18 protein-coding genes are annotated in these 26,278 nt (G+C 61.8%); 10 read left to right on the top strand and 8 right to left on the bottom strand.

Features of this window, described 5'->3' with window-relative positions:
• Positions 1-81: 81 nt before the first annotated feature.
• Positions 82-1,017, top strand: coding sequence for a LysR substrate-binding domain-containing protein (locus RAD16_RS17340; protein WP_458159103.1), 936 nt, complete (start codon positions 82-84; stop codon positions 1,015-1,017).
• 415 nt (positions 1,018-1,432) lie between these two features.
• Here RAD16_RS17340 and RAD16_RS17345 read toward each other — a convergent pair whose 3' ends face one another.
• Entirely contained in the window at positions 1,433-1,756 is a 324-nt protein-coding gene (locus RAD16_RS17345) for a winged helix-turn-helix transcriptional regulator (RefSeq protein ID WP_458159104.1), read from the bottom strand.
• A gap of 163 nt (positions 1,757-1,919) precedes the next feature.
• Between RAD16_RS17345 and RAD16_RS17350 the strand changes: the two genes are divergently transcribed.
• From RAD16_RS17350 to RAD16_RS17360, 3 genes are all read left to right on the top strand, one after another.
• Complete coding sequence (locus RAD16_RS17350) at positions 1,920-2,135, top strand: enoyl-CoA hydratase-related protein (RefSeq protein WP_458159105.1); 216 nt, start codon at positions 1,920-1,922, stop codon at positions 2,133-2,135.
• Complete coding sequence (locus RAD16_RS17355; protein ID WP_458159106.1) at positions 2,132-2,752, top strand: enoyl-CoA hydratase/isomerase family protein; 621 nt, start codon at positions 2,132-2,134, stop codon at positions 2,750-2,752. The genes RAD16_RS17350 and RAD16_RS17355 overlap by 4 nt, the downstream gene beginning before the upstream one ends.
• A gap of 395 nt (positions 2,753-3,147) precedes the next feature.
• Entirely contained in the window at positions 3,148-3,276 is a 129-nt protein-coding gene (locus tag RAD16_RS17360) for a hypothetical protein (RefSeq protein WP_458159107.1), read from the top strand.
• Positions 3,277-3,864: 588 nt separating this feature from the next.
• On the opposite strand, the gene RAD16_RS17365 is transcribed toward RAD16_RS17360, so the two are convergent.
• Together RAD16_RS17365 and RAD16_RS17370 are read right to left on the bottom strand one after the other, a co-directional pair.
• Entirely contained in the window at positions 3,865-7,845 is a 3,981-nt protein-coding gene (locus tag RAD16_RS17365) for a tetratricopeptide repeat protein (protein ID WP_458159108.1), read from the bottom strand.
• A gap of 449 nt (positions 7,846-8,294) precedes the next feature.
• Positions 8,295-9,464: a hypothetical protein gene (locus RAD16_RS17370; RefSeq protein WP_458159109.1), complete on the bottom strand. Its 1,170-nt coding sequence runs from the start codon at positions 9,462-9,464 to the stop codon at positions 8,295-8,297.
• Between RAD16_RS17370 and RAD16_RS17375 the strand changes: the two genes are divergently transcribed.
• Together RAD16_RS17375 and RAD16_RS17380 are read left to right on the top strand one after the other, a co-directional pair.
• The gene (locus tag RAD16_RS17375) at positions 9,436-11,637 is read left to right on the top strand and encodes an autotransporter outer membrane beta-barrel domain-containing protein (protein ID WP_458159110.1); all 2,202 of its coding nucleotides are present in this window, start codon (positions 9,436-9,438) and stop codon (positions 11,635-11,637) included. The two genes, RAD16_RS17370 and RAD16_RS17375, sit on opposite strands and share 29 nt — an antisense overlap.
• A 67-nt stretch (positions 11,638-11,704) precedes the next feature.
• Positions 11,705-15,508 (top strand): tetratricopeptide repeat protein, encoded by a 3,804-nt coding sequence (locus tag RAD16_RS17380; RefSeq protein WP_458159111.1) that lies wholly within the window; start codon positions 11,705-11,707, stop codon positions 15,506-15,508.
• A gap of 1,311 nt (positions 15,509-16,819) precedes the next feature.
• Here RAD16_RS17380 and RAD16_RS17385 read toward each other — a convergent pair.
• Entirely contained in the window at positions 16,820-18,022 is a 1,203-nt protein-coding gene (locus RAD16_RS17385) for an aspartate kinase (RefSeq protein WP_458159112.1), read from the bottom strand.
• A complete protein-coding gene (gene nagA / locus RAD16_RS17390; RefSeq protein WP_458159113.1) occupies positions 18,023-19,207 on the bottom strand; it encodes an N-acetylglucosamine-6-phosphate deacetylase in 1,185 nt (394 codons plus the stop codon). It lies immediately after the preceding gene.
• 113 nt (positions 19,208-19,320) lie between these two features.
• On the opposite strand from nagA, the gene RAD16_RS17395 reads away from it, so the two are divergent.
• Genes RAD16_RS17395 through RAD16_RS17405 form a run of 3 tightly spaced genes read left to right on the top strand, consistent with a single transcriptional unit; the run spans position 19,321 to position 22,275 of the window.
• Complete coding sequence (locus RAD16_RS17395) at positions 19,321-20,289, top strand: BadF/BadG/BcrA/BcrD ATPase family protein (RefSeq protein ID WP_458159114.1); 969 nt, start codon at positions 19,321-19,323, stop codon at positions 20,287-20,289.
• 19 nt (positions 20,290-20,308) lie between these two features.
• Entirely contained in the window at positions 20,309-21,265 is a 957-nt protein-coding gene (locus tag RAD16_RS17400) for an N-acetylmuramic acid 6-phosphate etherase (protein WP_458159142.1), read from the top strand.
• Between the two features lie 11 nt (positions 21,266-21,276).
• A complete protein-coding gene (locus RAD16_RS17405) occupies positions 21,277-22,275 on the top strand; it encodes an SIS domain-containing protein (RefSeq protein WP_458159115.1) in 999 nt (332 codons plus the stop codon).
• A 241-nt stretch (positions 22,276-22,516) separates the two neighbouring features.
• Here RAD16_RS17405 and RAD16_RS17410 read toward each other — a convergent pair whose 3' ends face one another.
• The gene (locus tag RAD16_RS17410) at positions 22,517-22,852 is read right to left on the bottom strand and encodes a hypothetical protein (protein ID WP_458159116.1); all 336 of its coding nucleotides are present in this window, start codon (positions 22,850-22,852) and stop codon (positions 22,517-22,519) included.
• Between the two features lie 127 nt (positions 22,853-22,979).
• A complete protein-coding gene (locus RAD16_RS17415; protein ID WP_458159117.1) occupies positions 22,980-23,438 on the bottom strand; it encodes a hypothetical protein in 459 nt (152 codons plus the stop codon).
• Positions 23,439-23,606: 168 nt separating this feature from the next.
• Here RAD16_RS17415 and RAD16_RS17420 point away from each other — a divergent pair, with 168 nt between their 5' ends.
• Positions 23,607-24,524 carry a lipid A biosynthesis lauroyl acyltransferase gene (locus tag RAD16_RS17420; protein ID WP_458159118.1) on the top strand — a complete coding sequence of 306 codons (918 nt, stop codon included), beginning with the start codon at positions 23,607-23,609 and terminating at the stop codon, positions 24,522-24,524.
• Here RAD16_RS17420 and RAD16_RS17425 read toward each other — a convergent pair.
• Entirely contained in the window at positions 24,504-26,120 is a 1,617-nt protein-coding gene (locus RAD16_RS17425) for a B12-binding domain-containing radical SAM protein (protein ID WP_458159119.1), read from the bottom strand. The two genes, RAD16_RS17420 and RAD16_RS17425, sit on opposite strands and share 21 nt — an antisense overlap.
• Between the last annotated feature and the right edge of the window lie 158 nt (positions 26,121-26,278).

A 26,278-nucleotide genomic window follows, 5' to 3' on the forward strand; every position in this document is an offset into this window, starting at 1 on the left:
GGTTGATACCGGCGGACCTACCAGCGCAACGATGGCTCAGTAAGATTGCTTAAAGCGACGCAGTGTCCTATTAAAAGGACGATGCAGGACCTGAACGACCTCTATTATTTTGCTGCCATCGTCGATCATGGCGGCTTCTCACCGGCGGGGCGTGCGCTCGGCATCCAGAAATCGAAGCTGAGCCGCCGCATCCTTCTGCTTGAAGAGCGCTTGGGCGTGCGCCTCCTCAATCGGTCCTCGCGCCGCTTCTCGGTGACAGAGATCGGCCGCGAGTATTACGAGCGCTGCGTCGCGTTGCTTGTCGAAGCCGAGGCGGCCGAACAGATTGTCGCCGAGGTGCGGGCGGAGCCGCGCGGCGTGGTGCGCATGAGTTGCCCCACGGCGCTCCTGTCCTTTCAGTTCGGCGAGTTGATCTCTCGCTTCATGATGCAGAATCCCGCCATAAAGATCCAATTGGAGAGCACGAACCGCCGCGTCGATGTGATCGCCGAAGGGCTCGATCTGGCTGTCCGCGTGCGGTTTCCGCCGCTGGAGCCGACTGATCTGGTCATGCGGCGACTGGACGAAAGCGTTCAGTGCCTCGTCGCAGCGCCTCGCCTGATCGATCACACCATACAATCGCCCGTCGATCTCCAGGCGCTGCCGAGCCTGGATCTGCAACGGCCACATCGGGACCATGCCTGGGAACTGCACCACGCGGATGGTCAGGTGGCGACTGTCCCGCACTCACCCCGCCTTGTCACGGACGACATGTCGGTTCTGCGGAACGCTGCAATCGCAGGGGCGGGCGCCGTGCAGTTGCCGACCATCTTCATCTGGGACGATATCCGCGCCGGTCGGCTCATCCATGTGCTTCCCGATTGGAGACCACGATCGGGCATCGTCCACGCGGTCTTCCCCTCGCGGCGCGGGCTGCTTCCATCGGTTCGAGCGCTGGTCGATTTCCTTGCTCGCGAATGCGCCATACAGCGGACACAGGCTGACAAGTTCGTACCGCCGATGCCAACCCAACGATAATCGCTTCAACTGGGCCGGCGTCCTCCATCCCAGGAATGGTTATACCGACGAGATTGACGAAGGCGCGGAGGTCAGACCAAGCAAATAGTGACTTTCGATTCTGATGGCTTATCCGTTTCGCGGCTACTGGTCACCGCCCCACGCGCCTGAGTGAGAGCACTCGGAACGGAATGCCTTGCCCGACCAACGCGGGAGCGCCGCTTGGCCGCGCTCTGAACGAACGGTTACACGGCCTGATCAATCTGGATGCAAGCGCGAGGCTAGGGCCGGAAAACGGTCTCAACAGTATCGACCAAAGCTCGGGTTTACTGCCAGGCCTCCTTTCGACGCAAACGAGTGACATCCGGCACATCGTCAATTCCAAAAAGTGAGAGAAGTCGAAGCACCCGCGCTTTGGCGTGCTCCGATTGCTCCGTCACAGAGGAGCCTCGCACGCATCATAGTTGCGCTGGCGCTCCTGAATCTCGTCCATGTTCTCGATTGTCCAATTGCACAGGATGGCGAAAGGCTCTTGCAACGACTGGCCGAGCGGAGTCCGTGCATATTCGACGCCGAGCACCCGGCCACTCAATACCCTGCGTGTGATCATGCCGTTACGCTCCAGCTTGCGTAGCGTCTGGGTCAGGACACGTTGCGTGATGCCATCAAGACGACACTTAATTGCGTTGAAGCGACGTGGCTTCTGAAGGACTGCGAGTACCATCATCGACCATTTGTCCGCGATCTGATCGAGGATCACGCGGCTCGGGCAATCGGCACGGTAAATCGGATCAGTCTCGTCCGCCGGTATCCTCCAACATCCCTAAGATGCTTTAAGTGCGTAATTGACGCTTGGTATCCGATGAGTACTTTGCCGGCGATGGCATGACAACCCAGCAACAACCTCTTCAAGGTTAAAGAGCATGATCAACGATGATTTTGGCAGACTGCAGGTCTCCAAAGCGGGCAGCGTCGCGACGATCAGTATCAACAATCCTCCGGTTAACGTCCTCGACGTGCCATTGATGACAGATATCCGCCGCCTTCTCCTTTCCTTGCGCGACGATCCAACAACACGTGTACTGGTCTTCCAAAGTGCCGATCCTGAATTCTTCATCGCGCATGTGGACATGAATTGATCGATGAACCACACGCTTTTGATGAGCTCGCGCGCGAGTCCGCTGAAGGACTTAACCCCTTCCAGGCGTTCGGCGAACTGCTGCGAGAACAGCCTCAAGTGACAATTGTAAAGCTGGCTGGGCTTGCACGCGGCGGCGGCGCAGAGTTTGTCCCGGCGGCGGACATGGCGTTTGCTTCTGAAGGTCGGGCGGGGATCGCCCAATGCGAAGCGTTGATGGGAATCACACCCGGCGGCGGCGCCACCCAATATCTGTCGGGCCGGATGACGCGTGGTCGTACCCTTGAAGTGATCCTCGGCGGTGATCTCATCGATGCTTCAACCGCAGAAAGCTACGGGTGGATTAACCGTGCGCTGCCTCCGGCTGAGCTCGACGATTTCGTCGATCGGTTGGCGCGGAATATCGCCACACTGCCAGAAGGGGTAATTGCTGCGGCCAAGAAGGCCATACCGACGACAGATCTCCGCGAACGCTTTCGTCGGGAACACGATGCTTGGGTGGGCCTCTTTCAACGCCCGGCTGCCGAAAAGCTCATTCGGGGCGGTCTCATGGCCGGCGCCCAGACGAAGGACGGAGAACGCAATCTCGAAGAGCTGCTCCGTGCGCTGAAGGTCTGAGGCTCTTCAGACGAGGTGCACCACCTCAAGACTGATCAGATGTTGGAGGCGAGTTTTCGATCCTTGCGACGCGCCGTACTGCCATTCGCGTCTGCTTTGGGTCGCGCCTTTCCTAGTCGCGATGGCGGCGGAGCATCTGCCAACGAAGAGCAATTTTATCTCATGGCGGGATTTTCTTGTGAGACGTTCCTGGCACGTGTCGTGGGTGCCGGACCTCAACTGTTCGAGCACATTGTGCGACGCTTGGTTTATGGGCTGAAGTCAGTCGGCACCATCCAGATCCTATTTCGAATTGGATAGATGACGATGCGGGTAAGCTCGAAGACAAGCTGACTGAAACTGTGATTGGCGTTGCTATTGTGAGTGAGCGCGAATCGCGGCGGTGGCAGGCCGAAATGGCGGAATGGCAGCGCAAGCGCAAGGAAGAGGAAGCCGAAGCACGCCGCAAGGCCAAGGAGAAGGCTGAACACGAAGAGCGGGAACGGATTGCAGCCGAAGAGAAGGCCGCCGCGATGGGCTGTTAATCGAAGCCAAGAACTGGCGAAGTGCCAGGCTGATACGTGAATACGTCGAGGCAAGACGCGCTTCAGAAGAAGCGCAAGCGTCAGAATTCGAAAATTGGGCGCGCTGGGCGTTAAAGGAAGCAGATCGGATGGATCCGCTCTTCAACGTCAAGTCTAGCCGTGACGTTGAGTGCGTCTAAATTTGTCCGACGAGGCAAGGCGTTGACGAGACGTCGCGGATTCGAGTCAGTGGTCCGCTAGATCGCGAAACCCACTATTTCAGAAGCCCTGTTTTGCTATCGGCGGTCAGCATAACTGGCCCGCCGCGCTTTGATAGTCCCTCGAAGGCCGCCTTTCGTGCGCGATCCAACTACGCCTCAGAATTGCGGATCGTCGTTTGCCCTCCGAAGGCAAAGGTCACACGTTCGAATCGTGTCGGGTGCGCCATTCCTGAACAGATCTACGAACCGTAGGCTTGGGTTGGCCCTCGGGGCCGAATGTGGATCGGACGTTGTCGTATGAGACGACGATCCGGATCTTGTCCTTTAAAGCGATGATCACATCCACCAAGCTCGCCAGGTATGCCTTTCGAGCGGCGATGTCGCCCGCTCACGCATCAGCGGCGAGGCGAGGCAGCCGGCTCAATTCCGCGTCGGCCTGCTCCAGCCAATACCGCATGTCCATGTCCAGATACATCGTCGTCGCGGCCGCGAGTTGCTCGCCAGCTTGATCCGGTCGGCCGGCCTGCAGATAGAGTTTTCCGAGGCCGTGATGGCAATGCGCGACGAGCGGACGCAGGTCGAGCTCCTTGGCCAGCGCAAGCGCCTCGCGGTAGTAGCCTTCCGCCTGCTCAGGAGAGCCGTCGCGTCCGGAAGCTTCGCCAAGAAGACGGAGGGCGGCCGCCTCGCCACTGCGTTGACCGTTTTCGCGGGCCAGCGCCAGCGCCTTCCCGGCAAATTTGAGAGCGTCCGTGTGGCGGCCCGCAAGCATGCATACTTCGCCCATCGGCGTCAGGAACAGTGCCTGGGCAAATCGATGTCCCATATTCTCGAAAACGCTCAACGCCTGTTCCATCAGCGGCAGGCCTTCGGCAGCTCGGCCCAGCCGCGCATACGCATAGCCCAGGCTGCCCGAATTACCTGCGACAAGGAACGGCAGGTTCCACTCGCGAGCCACCGTCAGGCCGCGCTCCAGCAGGGCGACCGCGCGGCTCAGTTCTCCCCGGGTTGCCAGCAGGTCGGCAAAACACCAGCAGACGGTGGCCAGGCTATAGGGGTGGTCGACCGCTTCAGCGAGGCGGATGCCCTCCTCGCCGTGAACGATGCCTCGTTCGAATTTGCCCTGGTCGGTACAAATGCGCGTGAGAAAACTGCGGGCGCTGACCGCCGGAAATCCGGCAAGGGAAAATTGCTGGAAGCTCAGTTCGCCTTCGAGTAGCTCCAGGACCTTGAGAAAAAGCGATTCTGCCTCGGCGTGGTGCAGCGTCAAGAAGCACGCGGTCCCGAGAAAAAGCGATGCCGCGACCCGGAGCGAAAGTTCCCCGAGAGAATCAGCAAGAAGATGCGCGTGCCGTCCGAATTTGACGGCGTCCCGTGGATTGCCGGTGAAGCCGAGAGTTTGGCACATGTGAATAGAGGCCAGACAAAGCCGCGGAGCATCGCCCAGGCGTTTGGCCAAGACTTCGGCTTCGCGAAGATAGCCGAGGATGCGCCCGAACTGGCCGAGTGGGAGCAGCGATGTTTTCAGATCAAACCGAAGATCGATCGCCTGTTCCATCGTCGTCGTGGTTTCTGGCAGCGTCTCGAGGCTGCGCAACGCCCGCTCGAAGAAACTGGCGGCCTCGCGGTTGGCCCAGCGTGCGTGTGCAAGCCGCCCGGCCTTGATCCAATGGTCGGTCGCTTCGCGGGCCAGTCCGGCCTCGGTGAAATGATGGGCGACGATCTCGGGATGGCTTTCGGTCTGCGCGGGGGAGCGTTTGATCAGCGCGCTCGCGATATCTGCGTGCAACTGCCGCCGTTGGCTTCTGAGCATCGTGACATAGGCGGCATCCTGCACCAACGCGTGCTTGAATGAGTAGCTCGCCAGCGGCGGCGTGCCGCGGCGGGTGACGAGGCCGGAGGCCGTCAGTCGGCCAAGCGCGGCGTCGATATCCGAGGGGGCCAGCGGCGATATCGCGGCGATCAACTCGTAGGAGAATTCCCGGCCGATGGCAGCACCGATCGAAGCCACATCCTTCGCCGCGCCACCGAGCAGATCGAGGCGAGCCGCCAGCGAGGCCTGCAACGTCGTCGGTATGGCGAGCGACGGCAGCGCTCCGTCGAGGATACTGCCGTCGGCTGCCTCGCGCAGCGGCTCATCCTCGAGCAGCGTACGGGTCAGTTCCTCAATGAACAGCGGTACGCCGTCGGTCCGCAACAGGATCTGCTCGACGACGTCCTCGGGGAGGACCTTGTCGCGAGCGATGTCGCCAATGATGCTGGCGCTTTCGCTGCGGCCCAGGCGACTGAGGGGCAGCATCGTGACATGTGGCTGGCCGACCCAGGACGGCTGGAATTCCGGCCGGACCGTGACGAGCAGCAGCAACGGCAGATTTGCCGCGCGGGCCACCATTGCGTCGAGCAGATCGAGCGATGTCGGATCGATCCAGTGCGCATCCTCGACCACGATCAGCGCGGGCTGCTGTGCCGCCCCGCCTGAAAGCTGATTGAGAAGTGCGTTGAGAGTCATCTCCCGTCTCTGTTGCGGACTGATCGCCAATGCCGGATAGCGTCCGTCCATAGGCACACCCACGAGCTCGGCGATGAGCGCGACATCAAGCGGCAGATTTGTCGTCGTCGGCTCGAGCAGGGCTTCCAGCCTGTCGATCCGCGCGCTGGCGTCACTGCCAGGTTCGAAGTTCGCAGCCAGTTCCAGTTGGGTGATGACCGGGTAGAGCGCGCTGTGCGTGTGGTGCGGAGAGCAAAAATAGCGCAAGCGGCGATGCCGCCCGTCCTCCAGCCTTTCCAGCACGCTCTCGACGATGCGCGACTTGCCGATGCCGGGCTCGCCCGAAAGCACCGTCACGCGGCCCACGCCGGACTTGGCCTGATCCCAGCGGCGCAGAAGCAGCTCGATTTCTTCCTGGCGGCCGGCGAGGACGGACAATGATCCGGCGCGTCGGGCATCGAAGCGGCTGACGCCGACGGCCTCGCCGAGCACATGCCACGCGGTCACCGCTTGTGGCAGTCCCTTGACTTCTATGTCCGGCAGCGCGCGATACTCGAACAATTGCCCGAGTAGCCGCCGTGTGTCGGCTGCGATCGCGACCTCGCCCGGCGCAGCCGCGGTCCGCAACCGTATCGCGAGGTCCGGTGTATCGCCGATCGCAAGTTGTTTCCGCATGTCGTCGGGTGCGGGCTTTTCGCCGATCACGACGAGTCCTGTAGCGATCCCCACGCTTGCCCGAAGCGGGCTGCCGGCCGGCGCACTCAGGATCCGGACGGCGTCGACGATGGCAAGGCCTGCGCGCACGGCATGCTCGGCGTCATGCTCGTTGGCTGCGGGGTAACCGAAATAGATCAAGAGGCCGTTGCCCTGGTACTGGGCGACGAAGCCATGGAATTGCGCAGCAATATTGGCCGCCAGCTGATGGAAGGCGATGATCTGATCGTGGAAGTCCTCCAGGTCGCGGTCCGCCGAAAGGGGCGTCGCGCCAATCAGGTCGCACGCCATGATCGTCAATTGACGCTGCTGGCGGCTGCCGCGATGGAGCAATTGCAGGGGCGCATCGCTGTCCCGCGCTGCGATAGCTACGGCTTCAGGACCCGGCTCATCAACGCTGCCCGTGGGCTCACTCGCATGCGCTGAGTCGGATGGCCTGGCGCTGCGGAGCCCGGCGACGAGCGACTGGGTGACCGCGTCGGGCGCGGTATTCAGTTCGCGCTTGAGCAGCACGACCAGGTTTTGATAGCGCTTGAGCGCTTCAGCCTTGCGTCCGGTGGCTGTGAGCGCCTGGATGATCAGCCGATGCGCGTCTTCGCGCAAGCCGTTCACCGCGATGGCCCGGTTGGCATTCTTGAGCGCGGATTCCGGGTTTCCCGACTGCAACGAGTGCTGGCCGTGCCGGACCATGGAATCGACCGCCAGGTCTTCCAGCCGCTCTCGTTTTTTATCGAGCCATTCCGACCAGGCATCTTCTTCGATATTCAAATCCGTCAGCAGCGGGTTGCGATACAGATCGGCGGCCGCAGCCAGCGACGCGCGGCTGCCTTCGAGGATCAACGCCTCGAAACGGGCTGCGTCGCAATCGAACACGCCGGGTGCGAGCCAGACGTCATGGTCGTCGCTGAAAATGGCCTCCTGGCCGAGAATCCGGCGTAACCTCACGAGGCTCTGGCGCAGATTCTGCCGGGCCTGGGTTTCGAAATGCGACCCCCAGAGCAGGTTCGCGAGCTTTTCGCGCGATTGGGGGCGAGGCGCCGTGCAGGCCAGATAAGCCAGCAGTCCCGCGAGCTTCCGGCCAGGCAACGGGATCACGCCGTCGCTTGTGGTCAGCTCAAAGCGCCCGAACAGCGACAGACCAAATCTCGGAAGTTGCACGCTGTCTCTCATTCCAAACGTGACCCTACCAAACGTGACCCTGCCAAACGTGACCCTGCCAAACGTGACCCTGGCGCTCGGAGATCGTGTCCCCGGAAGCACACCTTACACGCTTTGGCATATTTTGAATGCCGCGCAAGCAAGAGTCACGCTGTTGTCACGCTTGACTGACGCAGGCGTTGACGGCGGTCAGCGTACGTAGACGTCATCGGGGGGATTTCGGATTGCCCTCCGACGGATTCGAAAGGGCATGGCCGGGGATATTTTGCCGGGGATTTCTCCACGGCGGCCAGGTTCCGGGGGCAATAAGTGACAAATCATTTGCGGCTCGGCAGCCATGACACGCCGCGCGCCGCGTCCAGAGCAACCAGCATTGACGGTGCGCGTCTGCGCCCGCTTCTCGCGTCGTGTTCGCTTGCCGCGCTGCTGGTCGGCGGCGGCGCGCCGGCGGCCTATGCGTGCTATACCGGGCCGTTCCCCTTTACCAACACCGGCAGCATCAACTGCATTATCGTCGACAATGCGACTGTCAGTGGCAATCTGGTCAATGGCGCGAGCGGTACCATCACCGCGAGCGGCCACCTCGCCCCGCCAGATTCGACCGGCATCACCATCAGCAACAGCTCAATCGGCGGCAGCGTTATCAACGCCGGCAACATCACCGCTGCCGCTGGAATCGGAATCTTTTTGACCAACAATGCGACTGTCAGCGGCGGCATCAACAATTCGGGTACGATCTCGGCCGGCTTCGACGGCATTTTGGTCTTCGGCAGCGGCGGCATCAGCAATTCGGGTACGATCTCGGCCGGCGCCGCCGGCATTGGGGTCGTCGACAGCTTCAGCGGCGGCATCAGCAATTCCGGCACGATCTCGGCCGCCTTCGGCATTTTGGTCGGCGACGCCGTCGGCAACAACGCGTCGGTGACGATCTCCGGCTTCAGCGGCGGCATCAGCAATTCCGGCACGATCTCGGCCGCATTTTTCGGCATTTTGGTCGGCGGCGGCAGCGGCAGCCACATGTCGGTGACGATTTCCAGCTTCAGCGGCGGCATCAGCAATTCCGGCACGATCTCGGCCCGCAACAACGGCGGCTTCCACGGCATCGCCAACCCCGGCGGCAACGGCATTTGGGTCGGCGCCGACGCCGACGTCGACACGTCGGTGACGATCTCGACCTTCAGCGGCGGCATCAACAATTCCGGCACTATCTCGGCCGCCCTCGGCCCCGGCCGTGGCAACGGCATTTGGGTCGGCGGCAACGCGAATGGTACGTCGTCGGTGACGATCTCGGCTTTCAGCGACGGCATCGGCAATTCCGGCACGATCTCGGCCGCCGCCAGCGGCATTTGGATCGGCGGCGACGTCACCAACGGCTCATCGGTGACGATCTCCAGCTTCAGCGGCGGCATCAGCAATTCGGGCACGATCTCGGCCGGGTCGGGCAACAGCGGCATCAGGGTCGGCGGCAACGCCTCCACCAATGCCGCGTCAGTAACCATCTCGGCCTTCAACGGCGGCATCAACAATTCCGGCTCGATCTCGGCCGGGTTGGCCGGTAACGGCATTTGGGTCGGCGGCTTCGCCTTGAGCGGCGGGTCGGCGGTGACGATCTCCAGCTTCAGCGGCGGCATCAGCAATTCCGGCACGATCTCGGCCGGGGCGGGCGGCAACGGCATTTTTGTCGGCGGCGACGCCTTCTTTGGCGCGTCGATGACGATCTCGGCCTTCGGCGGCGGCATCAGCAATTCCGGCACGATTCTGGCCGGCGGCACCGGCATCAAGGTCGACCATGTCGTGGCCTTCGCTGGCGGCGGGATCACCAATAGCGGCACGATCTCGGCCGCCACCGGCATCTCGGTCAGCAACGCAAGCCCGGTCAGCGTTTTCGATTCCGGCGTCATCGTCGGGACGAGCGGCACAGCGGTCGATCTGTCCGGCAACGCCGCGGGCAACAGCTTCACGCTGGGGCCGGGCTACAGCATCACCGGCCTGGTCAAGGGCCAGGGCAGCGACACGTTCCAGCTCGGCGGCACCGGCAGCGGCGCTTTCAACCTGTCGAATATCGGCACGCAATATACCGGCTTCACCGCCTTCAACGTGGTGGGCGGCGTATGGACGGCGACCGGCGTCTTCGGCCAGTCCCAGGCCTGGAACGTCGACGGCGGCACGCTCACCGGCACCGGCACGTTCAACGCGGTCAACGTCAATGCCGGCGGCACGCTGGCCGGCACCGGCACGTTCAAGTCGGTCAGCGTCAATAGCGGCGGCACGCTGGCGCCCGGCATGTCGATGACGATCAATGGCAGCCTTACGCTGCAATCGGCGGCGGTCTACATGGTGACGCTCAACGGCGTGGCGGCGAACCGCGCCAACGTGTCCGGGACGGCGACGATCGCGAGCGGCGCGCGCTTCGCCATCGCCGGCGGCAGCACGCCCGTTGTCAACTCCACCTATACGGTGCTTGCCGCCGACGGCGGCGTGACCGGGACGTTCACCAACAAGGACGTCGTCTTCGGCATCTACAGAGGCGTGCTCAGCTATACCGGCGACGATGTCGATCTGACGGTCAGATACAACTCGCTGCTGCCGCTGCTGCCACCCAATCCGCCCGTCAATGTCGTCAATGTCGCTACTGCGATCGACACCGCGATCCAGAGCGGCGTCACGCCGCCGGCGGGCTTTGCCAATCTGTTCAATCTTCCTCCGGCGCAATTGCAATATGGGTTGACCCAGCTCTCCGGCGAAGCGGCGACCGCAGCGGGCAAAGGCGCCAATCAGCTGATGACGGATTTCATGGCGCTGATGCTCGACCCGACGGCGGGCGGCCGCGGCGGCATCAACGGCGGCGGCGCTACAGGATTTGCGCCGGAGCAGGACGCGACCTTGCCGGCAGATGTGGCGCTCGCTTACGCCAAGGCGCTGAAGGCGCCGCAGCCCAATGCGCCGCAAAGCTTCGATCAGCGCTGGACGGTGTGGGGTTCGGCTTTCGGTGCCGCGAGCCATGTCGATGGCAATGCGGCAATCGGCTCTCATAATGTCACGGCGAGCGATTACGGCTTCGCGGCCGGCATGGAGCGGCGCCTCACGCCGGACACGGTCTACGGCTTCGGCCTTGCCGGCGGCGGCACCAATTGGACGCTCGCGCAGGCGCTCGGCTCTGGACGCAGCGACTCCTTCCAGGCCGGCATCTACGCCAAGACGCATTGGGGGCCGCTCTATCTGTCCGGCACGCTCGCCTTCGCCAATCACTGGTTCACCACGGATCGCATCGCGCTCGGCGATCAGTTGCGCGCGACGTTCACGGGCCAGAGCTACGCGGCGCGCGGCGAAGTCGGCTATCGCTATGCCGTGCCGGTCACCGGCGCCATCATTGGCGTGACACCTTACGCCGCACTGCAGGCGCAAGGCTTCCACACGCCGAGCTACACCGAAACCGATCTCACCGGCGGCGGCTTCGGATTGTCCTATGCGTCGGCGAACGCGACCGACACGCGCAGTGAGCTCGGCATGCGCTTCGACAATCTGCAAGTCGTCAACGGCATGCCGCTGGTGCTGCGCGGCCGCCTTGCCTGGGCGCACGATTGGTACACGAATGCGACGGCGTTGAACGCCGCTTTCCAGGCGCTGCCCGGCTCGAATTTCACGGTGAACGGCGCGGCGCCGCCGAAGGACTCCGCGCTGACGACCGCCGCCGCCGAATTGCACATCACACAGAGCTGGACCGCGATCGTCAAATTCGACGGCGATTTCGGCGCCGGCGCGCAAACCTATGGCGGGACGGGGACGCTGCGCTATTCGTGGTGAGCCGGCTTAAGACAGCGGTGTATCTATGCAATGAACAATATGGGTGGGCAGACAAAAGCCGGCGTTCATGCCACTCAGTGAGGCATTGCAATACGCCGAGCGCTGCCGCAACGACGGCCGGCTGATGGAAGCCGAGGCGGTGTGCCGTCAGATTCTCCAGGTGCAGCCGAATACGCCGGAAGCCGAACACCTCCTCGGCGTCATCGCGCATCAAAACGGCAAGCTTGCCGAAGCTATCCAGCATGTGCAGCGCGCGACCAAGCTCGCGCCGCAGATCGCGGTGTTTCACGCCAATCTCGGCGAGATGCTTCGTCTTGCCGGGCGGCCTAAGCTCGCCGTTGACGAGGCGCGGCGTGCGCTCGCCATCGAGCCAGATCTGCCGGCGGCACTGAGCAATCTCGGCGTCGCGCTCTACGAGCTGAAAGACTACGAAGAGGCCGCGCGCGCGCAACGTAAGGCAATCGCGGCCGCGCCGAACTTCGCCGAAGCCCACGGCAATCTCGGCAATGCGCTCCACGCTCTGCGGAAATTCGACGAGGCGATCGCCGCTTATCGCCGCGCCATCGAGCTCAAGCCGGATTATGTCGACGGCTGGGCCAATTACGGCACGACGCTGCATCACAGCGGCAGCTTCGACGAAGGCATTGCCGCGCTGCGCCGCGCGATCGCGCTGGCGCCGCATCACGCCAATGCCCGTTCCGGCCTCGCCATTCTTCTGCTCATGCGCGGCGAATTCGGCGAGGGTCTTGACGAATATGAATGGCGGCTTCGCTCGACCGAACGCAAGGGGCCGCGTTTTCCGGAAATTCCTTGGACAGGCGGCAGCCTTGCCGGCAAGCACATCTATGTTCAAGCCGAACAGGGTTTCGGCGATACGCTGCAATTCGCGCGTTACATCCCGCCGCTCGCCCGGCGCGCGAGTCGCGTCACCTTGCGAGTGCATCAGCAACTGGTGACGCTGCTCCGCGAGAGCCTGCCAGGCATCACCGTGCTCGGCGATCGCGGCGATCCGGCGCCGTATCAATGCGATGCCGTGCTGCTCAGCCTGCCGCGGCTGTTCAGGACCCGGCTCGAATCCATTCCTTGCGACGTGCCTTATCTGCGCGCGCCTGCCGATGCCGCGCAACGCTGGGGCAAGCACTTTGCCAAGATGCGAGGCCTCAAAGTCGGCCTCGTCTGGGCCGGCAATCCCGAGCACGTCAACGACAGCCGCCGCTCCCTTGATCTAAAAGTCCTGGCGGCGCTGTTCGAAGCGCAGGGTGCTTCATTCGCAAGCCTGCAGTTTGGGCCGCGCACGGCCGATCTGAAAAAGCGCAAGGGCAAGCCCGCGATCGAAGATCTCGGCGCGCAATTTGGGGATTTTGCCGATACGGCTGGCGCGGTCAATGCGCTCGACCTCGTCATCACGGTCGACACGTCGGTTGCGCACCTTGCCGGCGCGCTCGGCAAACCGGTCTGGGTGTTGCTGCCGTGGGTGACTGATTGGCGCTGGATGCTCAATCGCGAGGACAATCCCTGGTATCCGACCATGCGCCTGTTTCGGCAAAAGCGCGGCGAGAGCTGGACCGATATCGTGCCGCGCATCGTCAAGGAACTTGCGGCTGTCGTGCAGGGCGACCGCGCGCGGCTCACGCCGTTCAAGGCCGAAGGCGCGCGCCGCGCCGCGCATGCCGCGGCGATCATGGCGGCGGAAGCTGCGCAGGTTGCGGAGCCAATCACTGCGCCGGTGACGGCAGCGCCGCCCGGCCAGGCGCTCATTGTCGCCGAACAGAAGCGCCGCAACGGGTTTCTGGCCGATGCAGACGAGTTGACGCGCCGCGCGATTGAAGCCGAGCCCGACAATGCCGAAGCTGCCCACATGCTCGGCATCATAGCGCACCAGTCCGGCAAATTGTCCGATGCCATCGCACACGTGCAGCAAGCGATAGCGATCAATCCGAATGTTGCGCTCTATCACGCCAATCTCGGTGAAATGTGCCGACTTGCCGGCCGCGTCGACGAAGCCATTGCGGCGACCCGCCGCGCCATCGCGCTTGATCCGGGCAATGCCGGCGCCCACAGCAATCTCGGCATCGCCCTGTTCGATCAGGGCAAGTTCGAGGAGGCGCTCTCGTTGCACGAACGCGCCATCGCGCTGCAGGCCCATTTCGTGCAAGCTCACAGCAATCGCGGTAACGCTCTGCAGCGATTGAAACGCTTTGCCGAGGCTGAGCCGTCCTATCGCCGCGCCGTCGAATTGCAGCCGGACTTCGCCGACGGCTGGAACAATCTCGGCACCTGCCTGCGTGAGCTCAAGCGCGCCGAAGAGGCCGAGACGGTCTACCGCACGGCGTTCGAGATTGCGCCTAACAATCCCGATGCGCTCGATAATCTGGCGCTTGCGGTGAAGGATCTCGAGCGGCTCGACGAAGCCGCCGAGTTGTTGCGCCGCGCGCTCGTCATCGAGCAGAACAGCGACAAGATTCATCTGCACTACGGCGCTGTGCTGCTCGACCAGAAGAAAGTGGATGAGGCCGAAGCGGCGGCCAGCCGGGCGCTCGCGCTCAATATGAACAATCACGACACCGTCAATCTGATGGGACGGATCGCGTTCGAGCGCGGCGACCTCGATGGCGCGCTCGCCTCTTATCGGCGCGCGCTCGCGCTCAAGCCGGATCTGGCGGATGCCTATAACAGCATGGGCAACGTGCTGAAGGAGCTGGGCCGGTTGGGCGAAGCGGAGGACGCTTATCTCGAAGCGGTGCGGCTCGATCCGGCCGTCGCGAGCGTCTATGTCAATCTTGCCGACTCCAGGAAATTCGTCGCTGGAGACCCGCATCTTGTCGCCATGGAAGCGCTTGCGGCGAAGAGCGAGGGCCTATCGAAGACCGATCGCATGCAGATCGACTTCGCCCTCGGCAAAGCCTATGCGGACCTTCAAGACTACCCGCGTTCGTTCCGGTATTTGCACGCCGGCAATGCGGCCAAGCGCGCGATGATTGCCTATGACGAGACGGCGGCCCTCGCGCAGTTTGACCACATCGAGCGTATTTTCGCTCCGGACATGATCGAAGCGAAGTCCGGCAGCGGCGATCCTTCACAGGTGCCGATCTTTGTTGTCGGCATGCCGCGTTCGGGCACGACGTTGATCGAACAGATCATCGCCAGCCATCCCATGGTGCACGGCGCCGGCGAGCTGCAGACCTTCAATGACGTCGTTCTTACCGTCCGCGGGACGGACGGCCGTACGATCCCATATCCGGAATTCGTGCCTGCGCTGGATGAGGCCGCCCTGCGGCAAATCGGAAGAGATTATGTCGCGCGGGTCGGCGAGGTTGCGCGGCGCGGGGCAGGCACAACCGTGCAGCGCGTCACCGACAAGATGCCGTCGAATTATTATTTCCTCGGACTTATTCATCTGGCGCTGCCGCAGGCGAAGATCATTCACGCCGTGCGCGATCCGGTCGACACCTGTGTGTCGTGCTTTTCGAAGCTGTTTTCCGGCGAGCAAAACCATACCTACGATCTCGGCGAACTCGGCCGCTATTACCGGCGCTACGAGCGGCTGATGGCGCATTGGCGCCGCGTCCTGCCGGCCGGAAGCTTCCTGGACGTCCGTTATGAAGACGTGGTGGGTGATCTGGAAAGCCAGGCGCAGCGCATCATCGCCCATTGCGGCTTGCCATGGGATAACCGCTGCCTGTCGTTTCACAGAACCGAGCGTCCGGTCCGCACCGCGAGCGCGACGCAGGTCCGCAAGCCCATTTATCGGAGCGCAGTCGGACGTTGGCGAGTCTATGAGGACCAGCTTGAGCCACTTCTAACCGCATTGAGCGGCGGCGAAGGACCAGGCGGCGCCGCCTCGGTTGAAACGCCAGGTCGCGTTCCATGACTACGAGGCGCCGGACAAGGTCCGTAGACCCGACGCGGCTCGCAACACCATGCGCAGCCATGATGAGTGCCGTGTCAGGGGCATGAAAATAGTTGCGGTAAAACGCAACCAAGGAATCTCTCGGAATCTCGACGTCAACATTTTTCAGATTATGTTCGCGGACGCCGCGGACCCTCACAAATTCGAGTCCAGAGCGGGCGTCATCTGGGGAAGCGCCGTCGACTTTTTTGTCCATAACCCCCATGAAACCCGCGAGAAGCTCGAACGATCCAGCATCGATTAGCACGCTGCGCCCCTCGCGAATCTCTTTTGGTCAACTCAGCGTCGCGCAATCAGCGCCTTTGGCGTCGGTTTCGCGCCAGCCCAATAGAGCTGCCCTCCGAAGTCATCCAGCCCACCCGGATTCGTGCCAGAACCGGGTTCGATTCCGGTCGGAGCGATTGTAGAGACCGGAACGGCATGGCGTTGCCTGCTGCCAGGGCCCACTGTTTTATTTTTTTGCCAGCTAATGCGGTACGTCGCCTTGTTGGTATCTGTGTTGGTATCGGCAACAATCGGCGATAAAAGTTTCTTCAAATTCAAATGGTTATGGCATTAGGCAATTGTCGGCCAGGGGCAAGTCAGCGCTTTGGCGGCCGCAGGGGGCACAACGGCGGGGCAACAACGCGATCTTGGCCCGCCGTCGTACCCTATTTGAAGGATTCGACTCGCGCCGTCGGTCGAATGATGGCAACTTCGACCGTGCTACACCGCGTCCACCACGGTGCTACACCCGTCGAATCCGGCGGTCGAAAAATGCCTCGTTTTGCAGGGATTCTGTGCCATCGCGGAGTGGTGGCGGAGAGAGTGGGATTCTCCGCCAGGGGCTTATAGCCCGCAAAAAACACCGGGAAAACGAGCGTTTCTGAACAACCGAGGTGGGTTGCGTGTACAGGTAGCTTGTACCGGGCGATCGGGCTCAGCTCAAGCGGATTCGGGAGGATGGTAAAAAGCCGAGGCGGCACTCCTCGTCGAGATCAAGGACATTTTGCGTCGCGCGACCAAAGGTCATTGCGATCTCGGAACGTGTCGGTCGCCCCTTGCGCACGCACGAACGGTCTTCTCTTGTCGCGGAAAGCTCCGAGAAGCATCAGCTTCGTTTGAAGAATATCCGAGCTGCTGCGCGAGCAAGAACGGAGATTCGCAAATCAGATGTTATGGAAGAAGTGGGCTTGTGGCCGACTTGAGCGGGACGGCGCAATGACTGACGACCAACTCAACTGGGTCCGCTTTGCGTCACATGCTGCCGCTGCACTGACAGCCCGCTTAAAGCTATGTTTGCTGGACAAGCGCATGCAACGCTTTAACAGCGGCCTCCCGACTTTCCACAGGGACAAACAGACTGACCGAATGTGGCGACAGCACGTACTTATCAGCGACAATCCCGTGTCGCTCGAGAACCTGCAATGCCCTGAACGGCAATTCGAACGTGACGCCGCCGAAGCAGGTGAGGCTCACCGAGCTTGACGCGTCGCACTGCTGGCGCAGGTCCTTGCGTCGTTTGAGCGTGCGAAGCAGAGCATCGAGCCACTCCGAGTCGCATGCCATCGTCATGTTAGTTTTTCCCGACGCGAAGCTCGAGGCAAGGAGCTGCGGCCAGGATAGGCTGTTTTGCTTGAGATGTTGTGCGAATTTCTCGAAACCGTGATTGAGATCTTTGGAATCGATTTCCACATGCTCAATGCGGGCCATCGAGTTGACGGCCAGAACCTTTCCGTTTTCCATACCAGCGACCTCTTTCATCACTTGGGTACTGTGTTGAATGCCACCCCACTGCTTGAGAACCAGAGGCACATCCTGACTTTGCGCCAGCTCTACGCTGCGGACATGCAGGATCTTTGCACCCCAGAAGCACATTTCAGACAACGATGCGAAATCCACTCGCCGCAGGGGCTTTGCATCCGGCACGATGCGCGGATCGGCCGAACAAATGCCGTCGACCTCCTTGATGATTTCACAGCGCTCGGCTTTAAGGGCCGCAGCCATCGCGACGGCCGTGGTGTCGCTGCCGCCCCGGCCAAGCGTGGTGATTTCCCTTGTCGCCGGGCTCACACCCTGAAATCCGGCCAGCACCACAACACGCCCACGATCAAGCTCCTCGAGCACCCGAATGGGCCGTACATCCAGAATGCGTGCCGAGGAATGGGAGTCGTCGGTCATCACGCCGGCCTGACTGCCGGTGAAGCTGATCGCTGGCACGCCAAGATCGGAAAGCGCCATGCTCATCAGGGACATGCTGATCCGCTCGCCGGTCGTTAACAGCATGTCGAGTTCACGGCGATTGGGAGTCGGGCTTACCTCATAAGCCATCCGGATCAGCTGGTCGGTCGTCGTGCCCATGGCGGAGACGATCGCCACGACGTGATGACCACTGCCATGCAGGTCGGCGAGACTGCGCGCAACCGCGCGAATTTTCGCCGGTGTTTCAAGACAGACCCCGCCATATTTTTGCACGATGATAGGACGGCTGTGCATCTAACCTCGCTGACAAGCCTCGCTCGCCTCGCCCATCGACCCTGCTCCTCCAATCCATGTGCCGACGATTTCCAGATTCGGGAGGAAGGCGACAAGGTCCGCGCGGTATCCGGGCGCAATCCGCCCAAGCTCGGACTCAAGGCCCAGAAATGTCGCGGGCGTCCGAGAGGCCATGGTGAGGGCATCAACAAGCGAGATTCCGGCCAGCGAAACAGCGTTACGCACCGCCTCGATCATGGTGAGGTGAGCGCCCGCGAGTGCGCTACCGGTGCCAGTCAGGCGCTTTTCGTGCAACGTGATCTGCTGTCCCTGCAATATGAATTGCCGGTCGTTCGTGCCCACCAACGGCATGGCATCGGTGACCAGCATCAATCGGTCGCGTCCCTTGCAGCGGAAGGCAATACGCAAACCGGTGGGGTCAACGTGGATACCGTCGCAGATGATCCCTACAAACAGCCGGTCATCCCCTAGCGCGGCGCCCACCAAGCCCGGCTCCCGGGCGCTCAACTGCGACATGGCATTGAACAGATGGGTCACCCCCGAGACACCGCGATCGACCGCCTGCCCGATTTCGGATGCCGTGGCATCGCTGTGGCCGGCCGCGATACGCAATCCGGCGCGGATCAATTCATCGATCATGAACGCGGGCACGCATTCCGGGGCCAGGGTCACAACGGAGCGGCCGCAGTCCCCAAAACTCTTGATGGCGGCGAGATCGCGCCGATCGGGCACGCGTATCTCGGCTTCCGGATGGATGCCCTTGCGAGACTTGTTGAGGGCCGGACCTTCCAGATGAAAGCCGTGCACGCCCGGAATTTTGAGGCACGCCTGAGCTGCTGCAGCCAATCGCTCGATGACCTCGCTGCGATCGGTAATGAGGGTTGGCAGGCAGCCCGTGGTCCCCGCCTCGCGGTGCGCAGCGACGATGCGCCGAACGCCAGCCTCGGTCGGCTCGTCGTTGAGAAGAACGCCCCCGCCTCCGTTCACCTGAATGTCGATAAATCCGGGTGCAAGGATTGCATCTGGGGGAAGCTGGATCGACGCGCGCGGCTCTGACTCTCCGAAGGCGACGCCTTCAATTCGGCCTTGCGAAATCCTGACCGACCCCGGCCCACACATGGTGGTACCGTCAAAGATTTGCGGCGCTGCGATCGTGAGAACATCGGAAGAGGAGCAGGCGCCCATCAGGTTTCATCCGAGAGTGGCAGTCACAGACCCGTGAGAAGAGCGCCGTAACCTCAAATGGTCCCCATCTAGGCATTGGGGGACCCGGACCGAGGCCCTGGCGTTAACATCCGATGGGAACAAAAGGTACCACGTATCTTGGCATTGATGGTGGCGGAACTCGCTGCCGCGCCCGGATTGAAGACGAAAACGGCAGGCTCCTCGGCGCAGCAAGCTCGGGACCTGCGACTACCCGCATTGGCGTCGAAAAGGCCTGGCATTCCATCGTGGAGGCCACAGAAGCCGCGGCCGCGCAGGCGGGTTTGGCGCGCGAGGATTTTTCGCGGATGCATGCCGGAATTGGTCTCGCCGGGCTTGGTCGCCGGGGCGCGGAAGCGGCGCTTAGGAACATCGTCCTTCCTTTTGCATCCGCGATTTTCATCAGCGACGGCATGGCTGCCTGTCTCGGCGCCCACAGCGGCGCGGACGGAGCGATCGTGGTCGCCGGCACGGGCTCAGTTGGCGTCGGCCTGATCGACGGCCGCGAAATCCGTCTCGCCGGTTATGGCTTTCCCGTGTCGGACGAAGGCAGCGGCGCCGACATCGGCCTGCAGGTCGTTCGACTGGCGCTGCGGGCCGCGGATCGCCGCGGCGAGCTGACCCCGTTGCTTTCAGAGGTGCTGGGCGCGTTCGATCACAATCCTTATCAGGCAGTGGCCTGGTCTGAAGAAGCCAAAGCCACAGACTATGCGGCGTTCGCGCCGATCGTGATGCGTCACGCCAATCAGGGCGATCCAGTCGGCCGTCGCATTGTCGAACGCGCGGCCGATGCCATTGGCGATCTGCTCGATCTGTTCCTGGCGAGAGGAATTGATCGGCTCGCGCTGGTGGGCGGGCTCGCTGATGCCATTACGCCCTGGCTGACGCCGGATCTGCGCGCGCGCCTGAGGCCTCCTGACGCCGACGCGGTGGCCGGCGCGTTGCTGGTGGCGCGAAGGCGGCTTGATCTGCCCAAGCCAGATCTGCTGAAGCCGGATTTGCCCAAGCTTGATTTGTCCGAGAGAGAAACCGATCATGAACAGGCTTCGAAGTACCGCGGATGAGGGCGCATGGATCAACTATATGGCTACCGAAGAGGTCGATCCTCGCTTTGCCGACCTTGATGCATGGTCGCTGACCTCAGCGATGGAAGCCATGTGGGAGGGCCAGCTTGCAGCAGTCGCAGCGATCGGCCATGCCCTTCCTGCGATCACTGCGGCGACCGAAGCCGCCAAGGCGGCGCTGGGCGATCGCGGACGCATTGTGTATGTCGGCGCCGGCACCTCAGGCCGCGTGGCAGTCCAGGACGGCGCCGAGCTGACGCCGACCTTCGCCTGGCCCAAAGAGCGCGTCCACTTTATTGTCGCCGGCGGAGACAGCGCGTTCGTCACCAGCGTCGAGGGCGCGGAGGACGATATCGACGATGCGGTCGCGCAGATTGACGCGGCGCGGCTCACGCCGCACGACGTGGTTATCGCCGTTGCCGCCAGCGGGACAACGCCATTCACGGTCGCGGCGCTGCAGCAGGCAGGCTCTTTCGGTGCCGTGACGATCAGTGTCGCCAACAATCCCGGCACCGCACTCCTGGCATCGGCAAAGTTTCCGATCCTGATCCAGACGGGCCGCGAGCTGATCGCCGGATCGACGCGGATGAAGGCGGGTACCGCGCAGAAGGTCGTGCTCAACCTGATCTCCTCAGGGATCATGCTGCGCCTCGGCCGGGTGTATCGCGGCATGATGGTGAACATGCCGCCGACCAATGCCAAGCTGAAACGGCGTGCAGAGGCCATGGTGGCGCAAATCGCGCACTGTGATCCATCGCACGCGGCACGCTCGCTCGAGCAGGCCGAGGGAGATATCAAGACGGCGGCCCTTCTGGCGTTGGGCGTCGACAGGATCGATGCTCAGACGGTTTTGAAAAACTGTGACGGCAACCTTCGGCGCGTGTTTGCCGAGCTCGCCCGGAATCGCGAATCGCATCGCGACCGGCACCCGAAGGGAACGGTCACACTCAATCGAGGCGGAGCGGTCGAGCCGTGACGACATCCGCGATGGCGAGTGAAATCGTGGAGAGCGCGGATGTCGTCGCCAACATTGTTCGCAGTCGCCCCGCCACGCGCGACATCGCACAGCGAATTGGGATTGGCTCAGCCCCCCTGTGCGTCGTGTGCGGCCGGGGAAGCTCCGGCCATGCTGGAGTTTTCTTAAGATACCTCGTCGAGACGCGGCTTCGCCTGCCCGTTTCAGCCAGCGCTCCGTCGGTGATCACCGCGTTTCGCACGCCCTTGATGCTGCGTCATGCGTTGTTCATCGTGATCTCGCAATCCGGACGCAGCCCAGATCTCGTCGCGGCAACCCGGTCAGCCCGCGCCGCGGGCGCCCGCACTGTTGCCATCGTCAATGCGACGTCGTCGCCGGTGGCTGACGAAGCGGAGTTCGTCGTTCCGATCGAAGCCGAAGAAGAGCACTCCGTAGCGGCGACCAAGACCGTGATCGGCTCGATGGCAGCGAGTGCCGGACTTGTTGCCGAGCTGGCGGACGATCATGCGCTGCGGTCGGCCCTCGACAGGCTGCCTGAGCGCCTGCACTGCGCGCTGGTGCTCGACTGGTCCGATATTGCCGATGATCTCGCCAAGGCGTCAGCCGTGTTTGTGGCAGCTCGGGGCCTGGGCTTGGGCTCGGCGCGGGAGATCGCGCTCAAACTTTCGGAGATCCTACGCCTGCCTTCCATTGGCTTGAGCGCCGCCGAGCTGCAGCATGGGCCGCGCGCCGCATTGTCATCGCACACGCCGGTTCTCATGATGCGCCTCATGGACGAAACGGCGGGCACGGTTGATGCGCTGGCAGAAGAGTTACGCGAGCAAGATATCACGGTGCATTTGTGCGGCGGACCGCATGGCTCGCTGCCCTGGCTGGCCGGAGATGACCCCGCCACCGACCCGATCACAATGCTCGTCCCGGCCTATCGGATGATCGAGCAGGCGGCTCGCGCCCGCGGATTTGACCCGGATCGTCCTCCTCGTTTGAGCAAGGTTACCGAGACGTTCTGACAGCTGACCGATCGCTGGCTGGCGACTAAACCTGGAGCGCCGCCGCGCCAGTTTCGCACCAGAAACAACTTCGTAAAAACGTAACAAACGCGAGCAAAAGCAAACGAAAACACAGCAAAATCAACGACGCCGGAGGGTAGCCCCCTCATAACGGTCCGGTTGCAGGTTAGCTTACCTCATTCTAGTTGGGCGGCGCGCCATCGCCGCACCAGATACGTGCACTTTTCGGTCGAGCGACAGTTCACGCCCGGCAATCGTCGCGGGCGAGCGAACCATCAACCGATGGAAGATTGTCCAGCCAACCGTCGTGCAGGTAGTTTGGCGCCTTGAGATTCTTATTATCCCAGCTTGTGCCAATCCTGCGCAGGAAGAGGGCCTTCTCAACTTCAGCGCTAAAAAACGGTAACCTTGTAGTGCGACACACAAAACAGCAGCACGCCAACACCGAAGATATCCCAGCAAGCTTTCGCTCCGACAGCACCAGCCCGTGAGGTGGATCGTTTACGTTCAGGAAGGCTGCAATCGCCACCAATCCAGCGCCGTGGCGTGGCTCGCGGTAGCATGCATGCAAACGCATTGTCGTAAGCACCCTAAAATCCTGACCAAGCAGCTAATTAAGAGACAACCCCGAGTTGAGAACAATCAATGACTTACCGATCGCACAACTAGACTTGTCCGGCCGAAAACGGGCATTCGTCGCACGATCATATTGCTTCGATGCACTGCCCCATTAGGCGAGCCTCGCCCGGCGCGGGATGTAGAGTTGGGTGAGCTGCCAGTAGGCGGGACCGATAGCCAGATAGCCTACCGTCCATATCGAGAGCCGACGCATCACCCCAACGGTCATTGCGGAACTTGCGGTCACGCGTCGCAGAGTAGACGCTGGCGCCATTTTCTCGCAGGTCCTGCAAGATGCCATCCAACTCCTTGGCGAACCCGAGGCGGCTGGACATCGGCACGTCGTCCAAGTCCATCAAGTCCTGCACATAGTCACAGAAGCTGGCAGCCAGCGCCTTCGTGTTGTCGTTCAAGCCCGCGTCGATTGAGAACGACACTGCATTGATTACGTCGGCAAACGTGGCAGCTTCCTGGCCTGAAGCCACCGGCTGAGCCCCGATCCGCAAATGGTCGCGATGCGCGTCGTCTAGATTCTTCTGCTGCATGATTTTCAGACCATCGAAGAAACCGAGTACGCTTTCGACGATTTTGGATCATCGAAGATACGCCCTACGTAACCCATCGGTGTCTTTGATCGCATCGCGTATCGGTGGTATGACATGCGCGCTGAAGCCCATGGAAAGCCGAAAGTGTAAGCCAAGGTTGTCGTTTCAATGCGGACCAGGTCCCGACTTCGCGACGTGACCAAGCCCCTGGGTCGAGCGGCGGTGGGTGCGTTGACGATCGGAATATTGCGTACCGCTCGTTATTTCGATCCAACCAAGACCGCCAACTTATTCGCTCGGATCACTCGCTCAATCGGGCCCATGATGCGGGAGCAAAAGACCGGTCGAGCCAATCTGACCGCCGCATTTCCGGAAAAATCGCCTGCGGAGATCGAGACCATTCTCGCCGGCGTCTGGGACAATCTCGGTCGTGTCGGCGCAGAATTCGCGCATCTTGACCACATCTGGAACTACGATCCCGCGCGGCCCGAGGATAGCCGGATCGAAATCGACAAGCGCTCGTATGATTTGTTTACACAGCTCCGGCTCGACGGGAAACCGGCGCTGATCTTTGCGAGTCATCTCGCTAACTGGGAAATTCCGGCCCTGGCAGCCGTCGCGCACGGACTGGATACCGCGATCCTGTATCGCCGACCCAACATCGCGTCCGCCGACCGCATCATCCAGGATTTGCGCACCGTGAAAATGGGCACACTCATTCCAGCGGGTCGTGACGCGCCCTTAAGACTTGCCGAGGCCCTTAAAAGTGGCCAGCACGTTGGAATGCTGGTCGATCAGTATCTGACCAACGGCGTCGAGGTCACTTTCTTCGGCCGCAAGACCCGGGCCAATCCGTTGCTTGCCCGGCTGGTACGGCAGATTGAGTGCCCAATTCACGGCGTGCGCATCATCCGCCTGCCCGGACAGCGCTTTCGTGGCGAATTGTCTGAAGAGGTGAAGCCGGTCCGCGACGCCGCAGGACAAATCGACATTCAGGGAACGATGCAGGCGGTCACATCGGTCATCGAGGGCTGGATCCGCGAATATCCCGATCAGTGGCTGTGGCTACACCGTCGCTGGAGGTAGCACTTGGCCAACCGCCGTAGCCCTCGGCAGAGGGACATCGTCCAACTCGGCAATACGGCGGTCAATCTCGCCGATCACGCGTTCCGAAAACGGCCCGAGGTGCATGTACAGCGCCATCAGCATCACGATGTACCGTAGCGCGCCCGGATTGGTCTCCGCGACTTCGACGAAGGTTTTCCAGAACGGCTCGCGAACCTCCGGCAGGGCCCGCATAATCTTGTGTACGCTGTCGATGCCGCCAAGCCTTTTGCGCACATCGCCATCCGGCAGATCGCGGCGCCGGTCGGACCGATCGAGCATGGCTGCGAGACGCGACAGCCGTCCTGCATATGCTGCCGGACTGTAGACGTGCCCGAGCACAGCCTTGTAATCGGCAAGGATGTCACGAAGCGGACGCTTAGTATCGAAATTGCATCCGAGCGTGCACTGATCGCCCGTCTGCTCGACGTTCATTAGGTCATGGCCCTGGTGCAAGCGTCCTTCCGCGGCCAACCGCCGCGTAAGCTGCGTCCCGGGCAGCGCATAAAGCAGTCCAACGATGGAGACTGGAATGCTCGCCTCCTCGATGAGGTCGGCCATTGCCTGTCCTATCGAGGCACTTTCGCTATCGAACCCGACGATGAAGCCAGCGGTGACGAACATGCCGTAGCCGTAAATCTTGTGGATGCACTCGGCGATGTTGCGCCTGGTGTTCTGCTTCTTCTTCATCTGCACGAGCGTCTCGGGATCCGGGCTCTCGATGCCGACGAAGATCGCGAAGAAGTTCGCGTCCTTCATTGCCTGCAACAACTCGCTGTCGTCCGCGATGTTGATCGAGGCTTCGGTTGAGAACTCGAATGGATAGTCGTGGTCTTCCAGCCAGGCTTTGAGCCGCGGCATCAAGGTGCGGAGGTTCTTCTTGTTGCCGATGAAATTATCGTCGACGAAATCGACATGCCCGCGATAACCGTGATCGTAGAGCGCCTGCAACTCTGCGAGAATCTGATCGTTGGTCTTGGTACGCGGCACGCGACCATACAGCTCGATAATATCGCAGAACTCGCAGGTAAACGGGCAGCCACGCGAATACTGCAAGCCGATGTATAGATAGTGATCGAAGTTGAGAAGATCGTAGCGAGGCATCGGGCTCAGCGTGACATCTATCTTGAATTTCTCGGCGATGAACACGCCTTTGCGTTCGCCGCTTTCCCAGGCGGCGATGAACTGCTCAATGACATGCTCGGCCTCGCCGATAACCTGAAAGTCCGCGTCCGCGTAAAGATGCGGGCTGGAGGAGACATCCGGCCCACCAACACACACCGGCTTGCCGCGCAGGTGAGCGAGATCGATCAGGTAGATGGCATCCGGTTGCTGGTTGAGCATACCGCCGATCATCACAAGATCGGCCCAATCGAGGTCCGTATCTGTCAAAGCCTCGGTATTGCGATTGACTAGCCGGATGTCCCAATGCTTCGGCAACATAGCGGCGACGGTGATCAGGCCGAGTGGCGCCGTTGGATACTTCGCGCCGACGAGTTCGCAGGCCTCCGCATAGTTCCAAAACGAATTCGGAACGAACTTCGGATAAATCATCAGAACGCGGCAGGGGATTGTCATACTGCTTCCAGCCCGGGCGTTGATGGCACAATGCCCCGCTGTTTATCGAGACTCAAGGGGTTCGCTTCGCTCGTCAATAAGGCGTTAAGTGCTGTTCGTGGAGGTGTCGGTTCAGTTCGCGCACCTCGTCGGTAGTGCATTGCGAATCAATCAAGCCT

It is taken from the genome of Bradyrhizobium sp. 18BD (assembly GCF_054185225.1).

What these genes read in the sequence shown, in the direction of transcription:
- RAD16_RS17360 (WP_458159107.1), top strand. Translation starts at nt 3,148, where the DNA reads ATGGCGGAATGGCAGCGCAAGCGCAAGGAAGAGGAAGCCGAAGCACGC.
- RAD16_RS17350 (WP_458159105.1), top strand. Translation starts at nt 1,920, where the DNA reads ATGATCAACGATGATTTTGGCAGACTGCAGGTCTCCAAAGCGGGCAGC.
- nagA (WP_458159113.1), bottom strand. Translation starts at nt 19,207, where the DNA reads ATGGGCGCCTGCTCCTCTTCCGATGTTCTCACGATCGCAGCGCCGCAA.
- RAD16_RS17380 (WP_458159111.1), top strand. Translation starts at nt 11,705, where the DNA reads ATGCCACTCAGTGAGGCATTGCAATACGCCGAGCGCTGCCGCAACGAC.
- RAD16_RS17425 (WP_458159119.1), bottom strand. Translation starts at nt 26,120, where the DNA reads ATGACAATCCCCTGCCGCGTTCTGATGATTTATCCGAAGTTCGTTCCG.
- RAD16_RS17395 (WP_458159114.1), top strand. Translation starts at nt 19,321, where the DNA reads ATGGGAACAAAAGGTACCACGTATCTTGGCATTGATGGTGGCGGAACT.
- RAD16_RS17420 (WP_458159118.1), top strand. Translation starts at nt 23,607, where the DNA reads ATGCGGACCAGGTCCCGACTTCGCGACGTGACCAAGCCCCTGGGTCGA.
- RAD16_RS17385 (WP_458159112.1), bottom strand. Translation starts at nt 18,022, where the DNA reads ATGCACAGCCGTCCTATCATCGTGCAAAAATATGGCGGGGTCTGTCTT.
- RAD16_RS17405 (WP_458159115.1), top strand. Translation starts at nt 21,277, where the DNA reads ATGGCGAGTGAAATCGTGGAGAGCGCGGATGTCGTCGCCAACATTGTT.
- RAD16_RS17415 (WP_458159117.1), bottom strand. Translation starts at nt 23,438, where the DNA reads ATGCAGCAGAAGAATCTAGACGACGCGCATCGCGACCATTTGCGGATC.
- RAD16_RS17370 (WP_458159109.1), bottom strand. Translation starts at nt 9,464, where the DNA reads ATGCCGCCGCTGAAGCTGGAGATCGTCACCGCCGACCCGCCGCTCAAG.
- RAD16_RS17400 (WP_458159142.1), top strand. Translation starts at nt 20,309, where the DNA reads ATGGCTACCGAAGAGGTCGATCCTCGCTTTGCCGACCTTGATGCATGG.
- RAD16_RS17410 (WP_458159116.1), bottom strand. Translation starts at nt 22,852, where the DNA reads ATGCGTTTGCATGCATGCTACCGCGAGCCACGCCACGGCGCTGGATTG.
- RAD16_RS17365 (WP_458159108.1), bottom strand. Translation starts at nt 7,845, where the DNA reads ATGAGAGACAGCGTGCAACTTCCGAGATTTGGTCTGTCGCTGTTCGGG.
- RAD16_RS17340 (WP_458159103.1), top strand. Translation starts at nt 82, where the DNA reads ATGCAGGACCTGAACGACCTCTATTATTTTGCTGCCATCGTCGATCAT.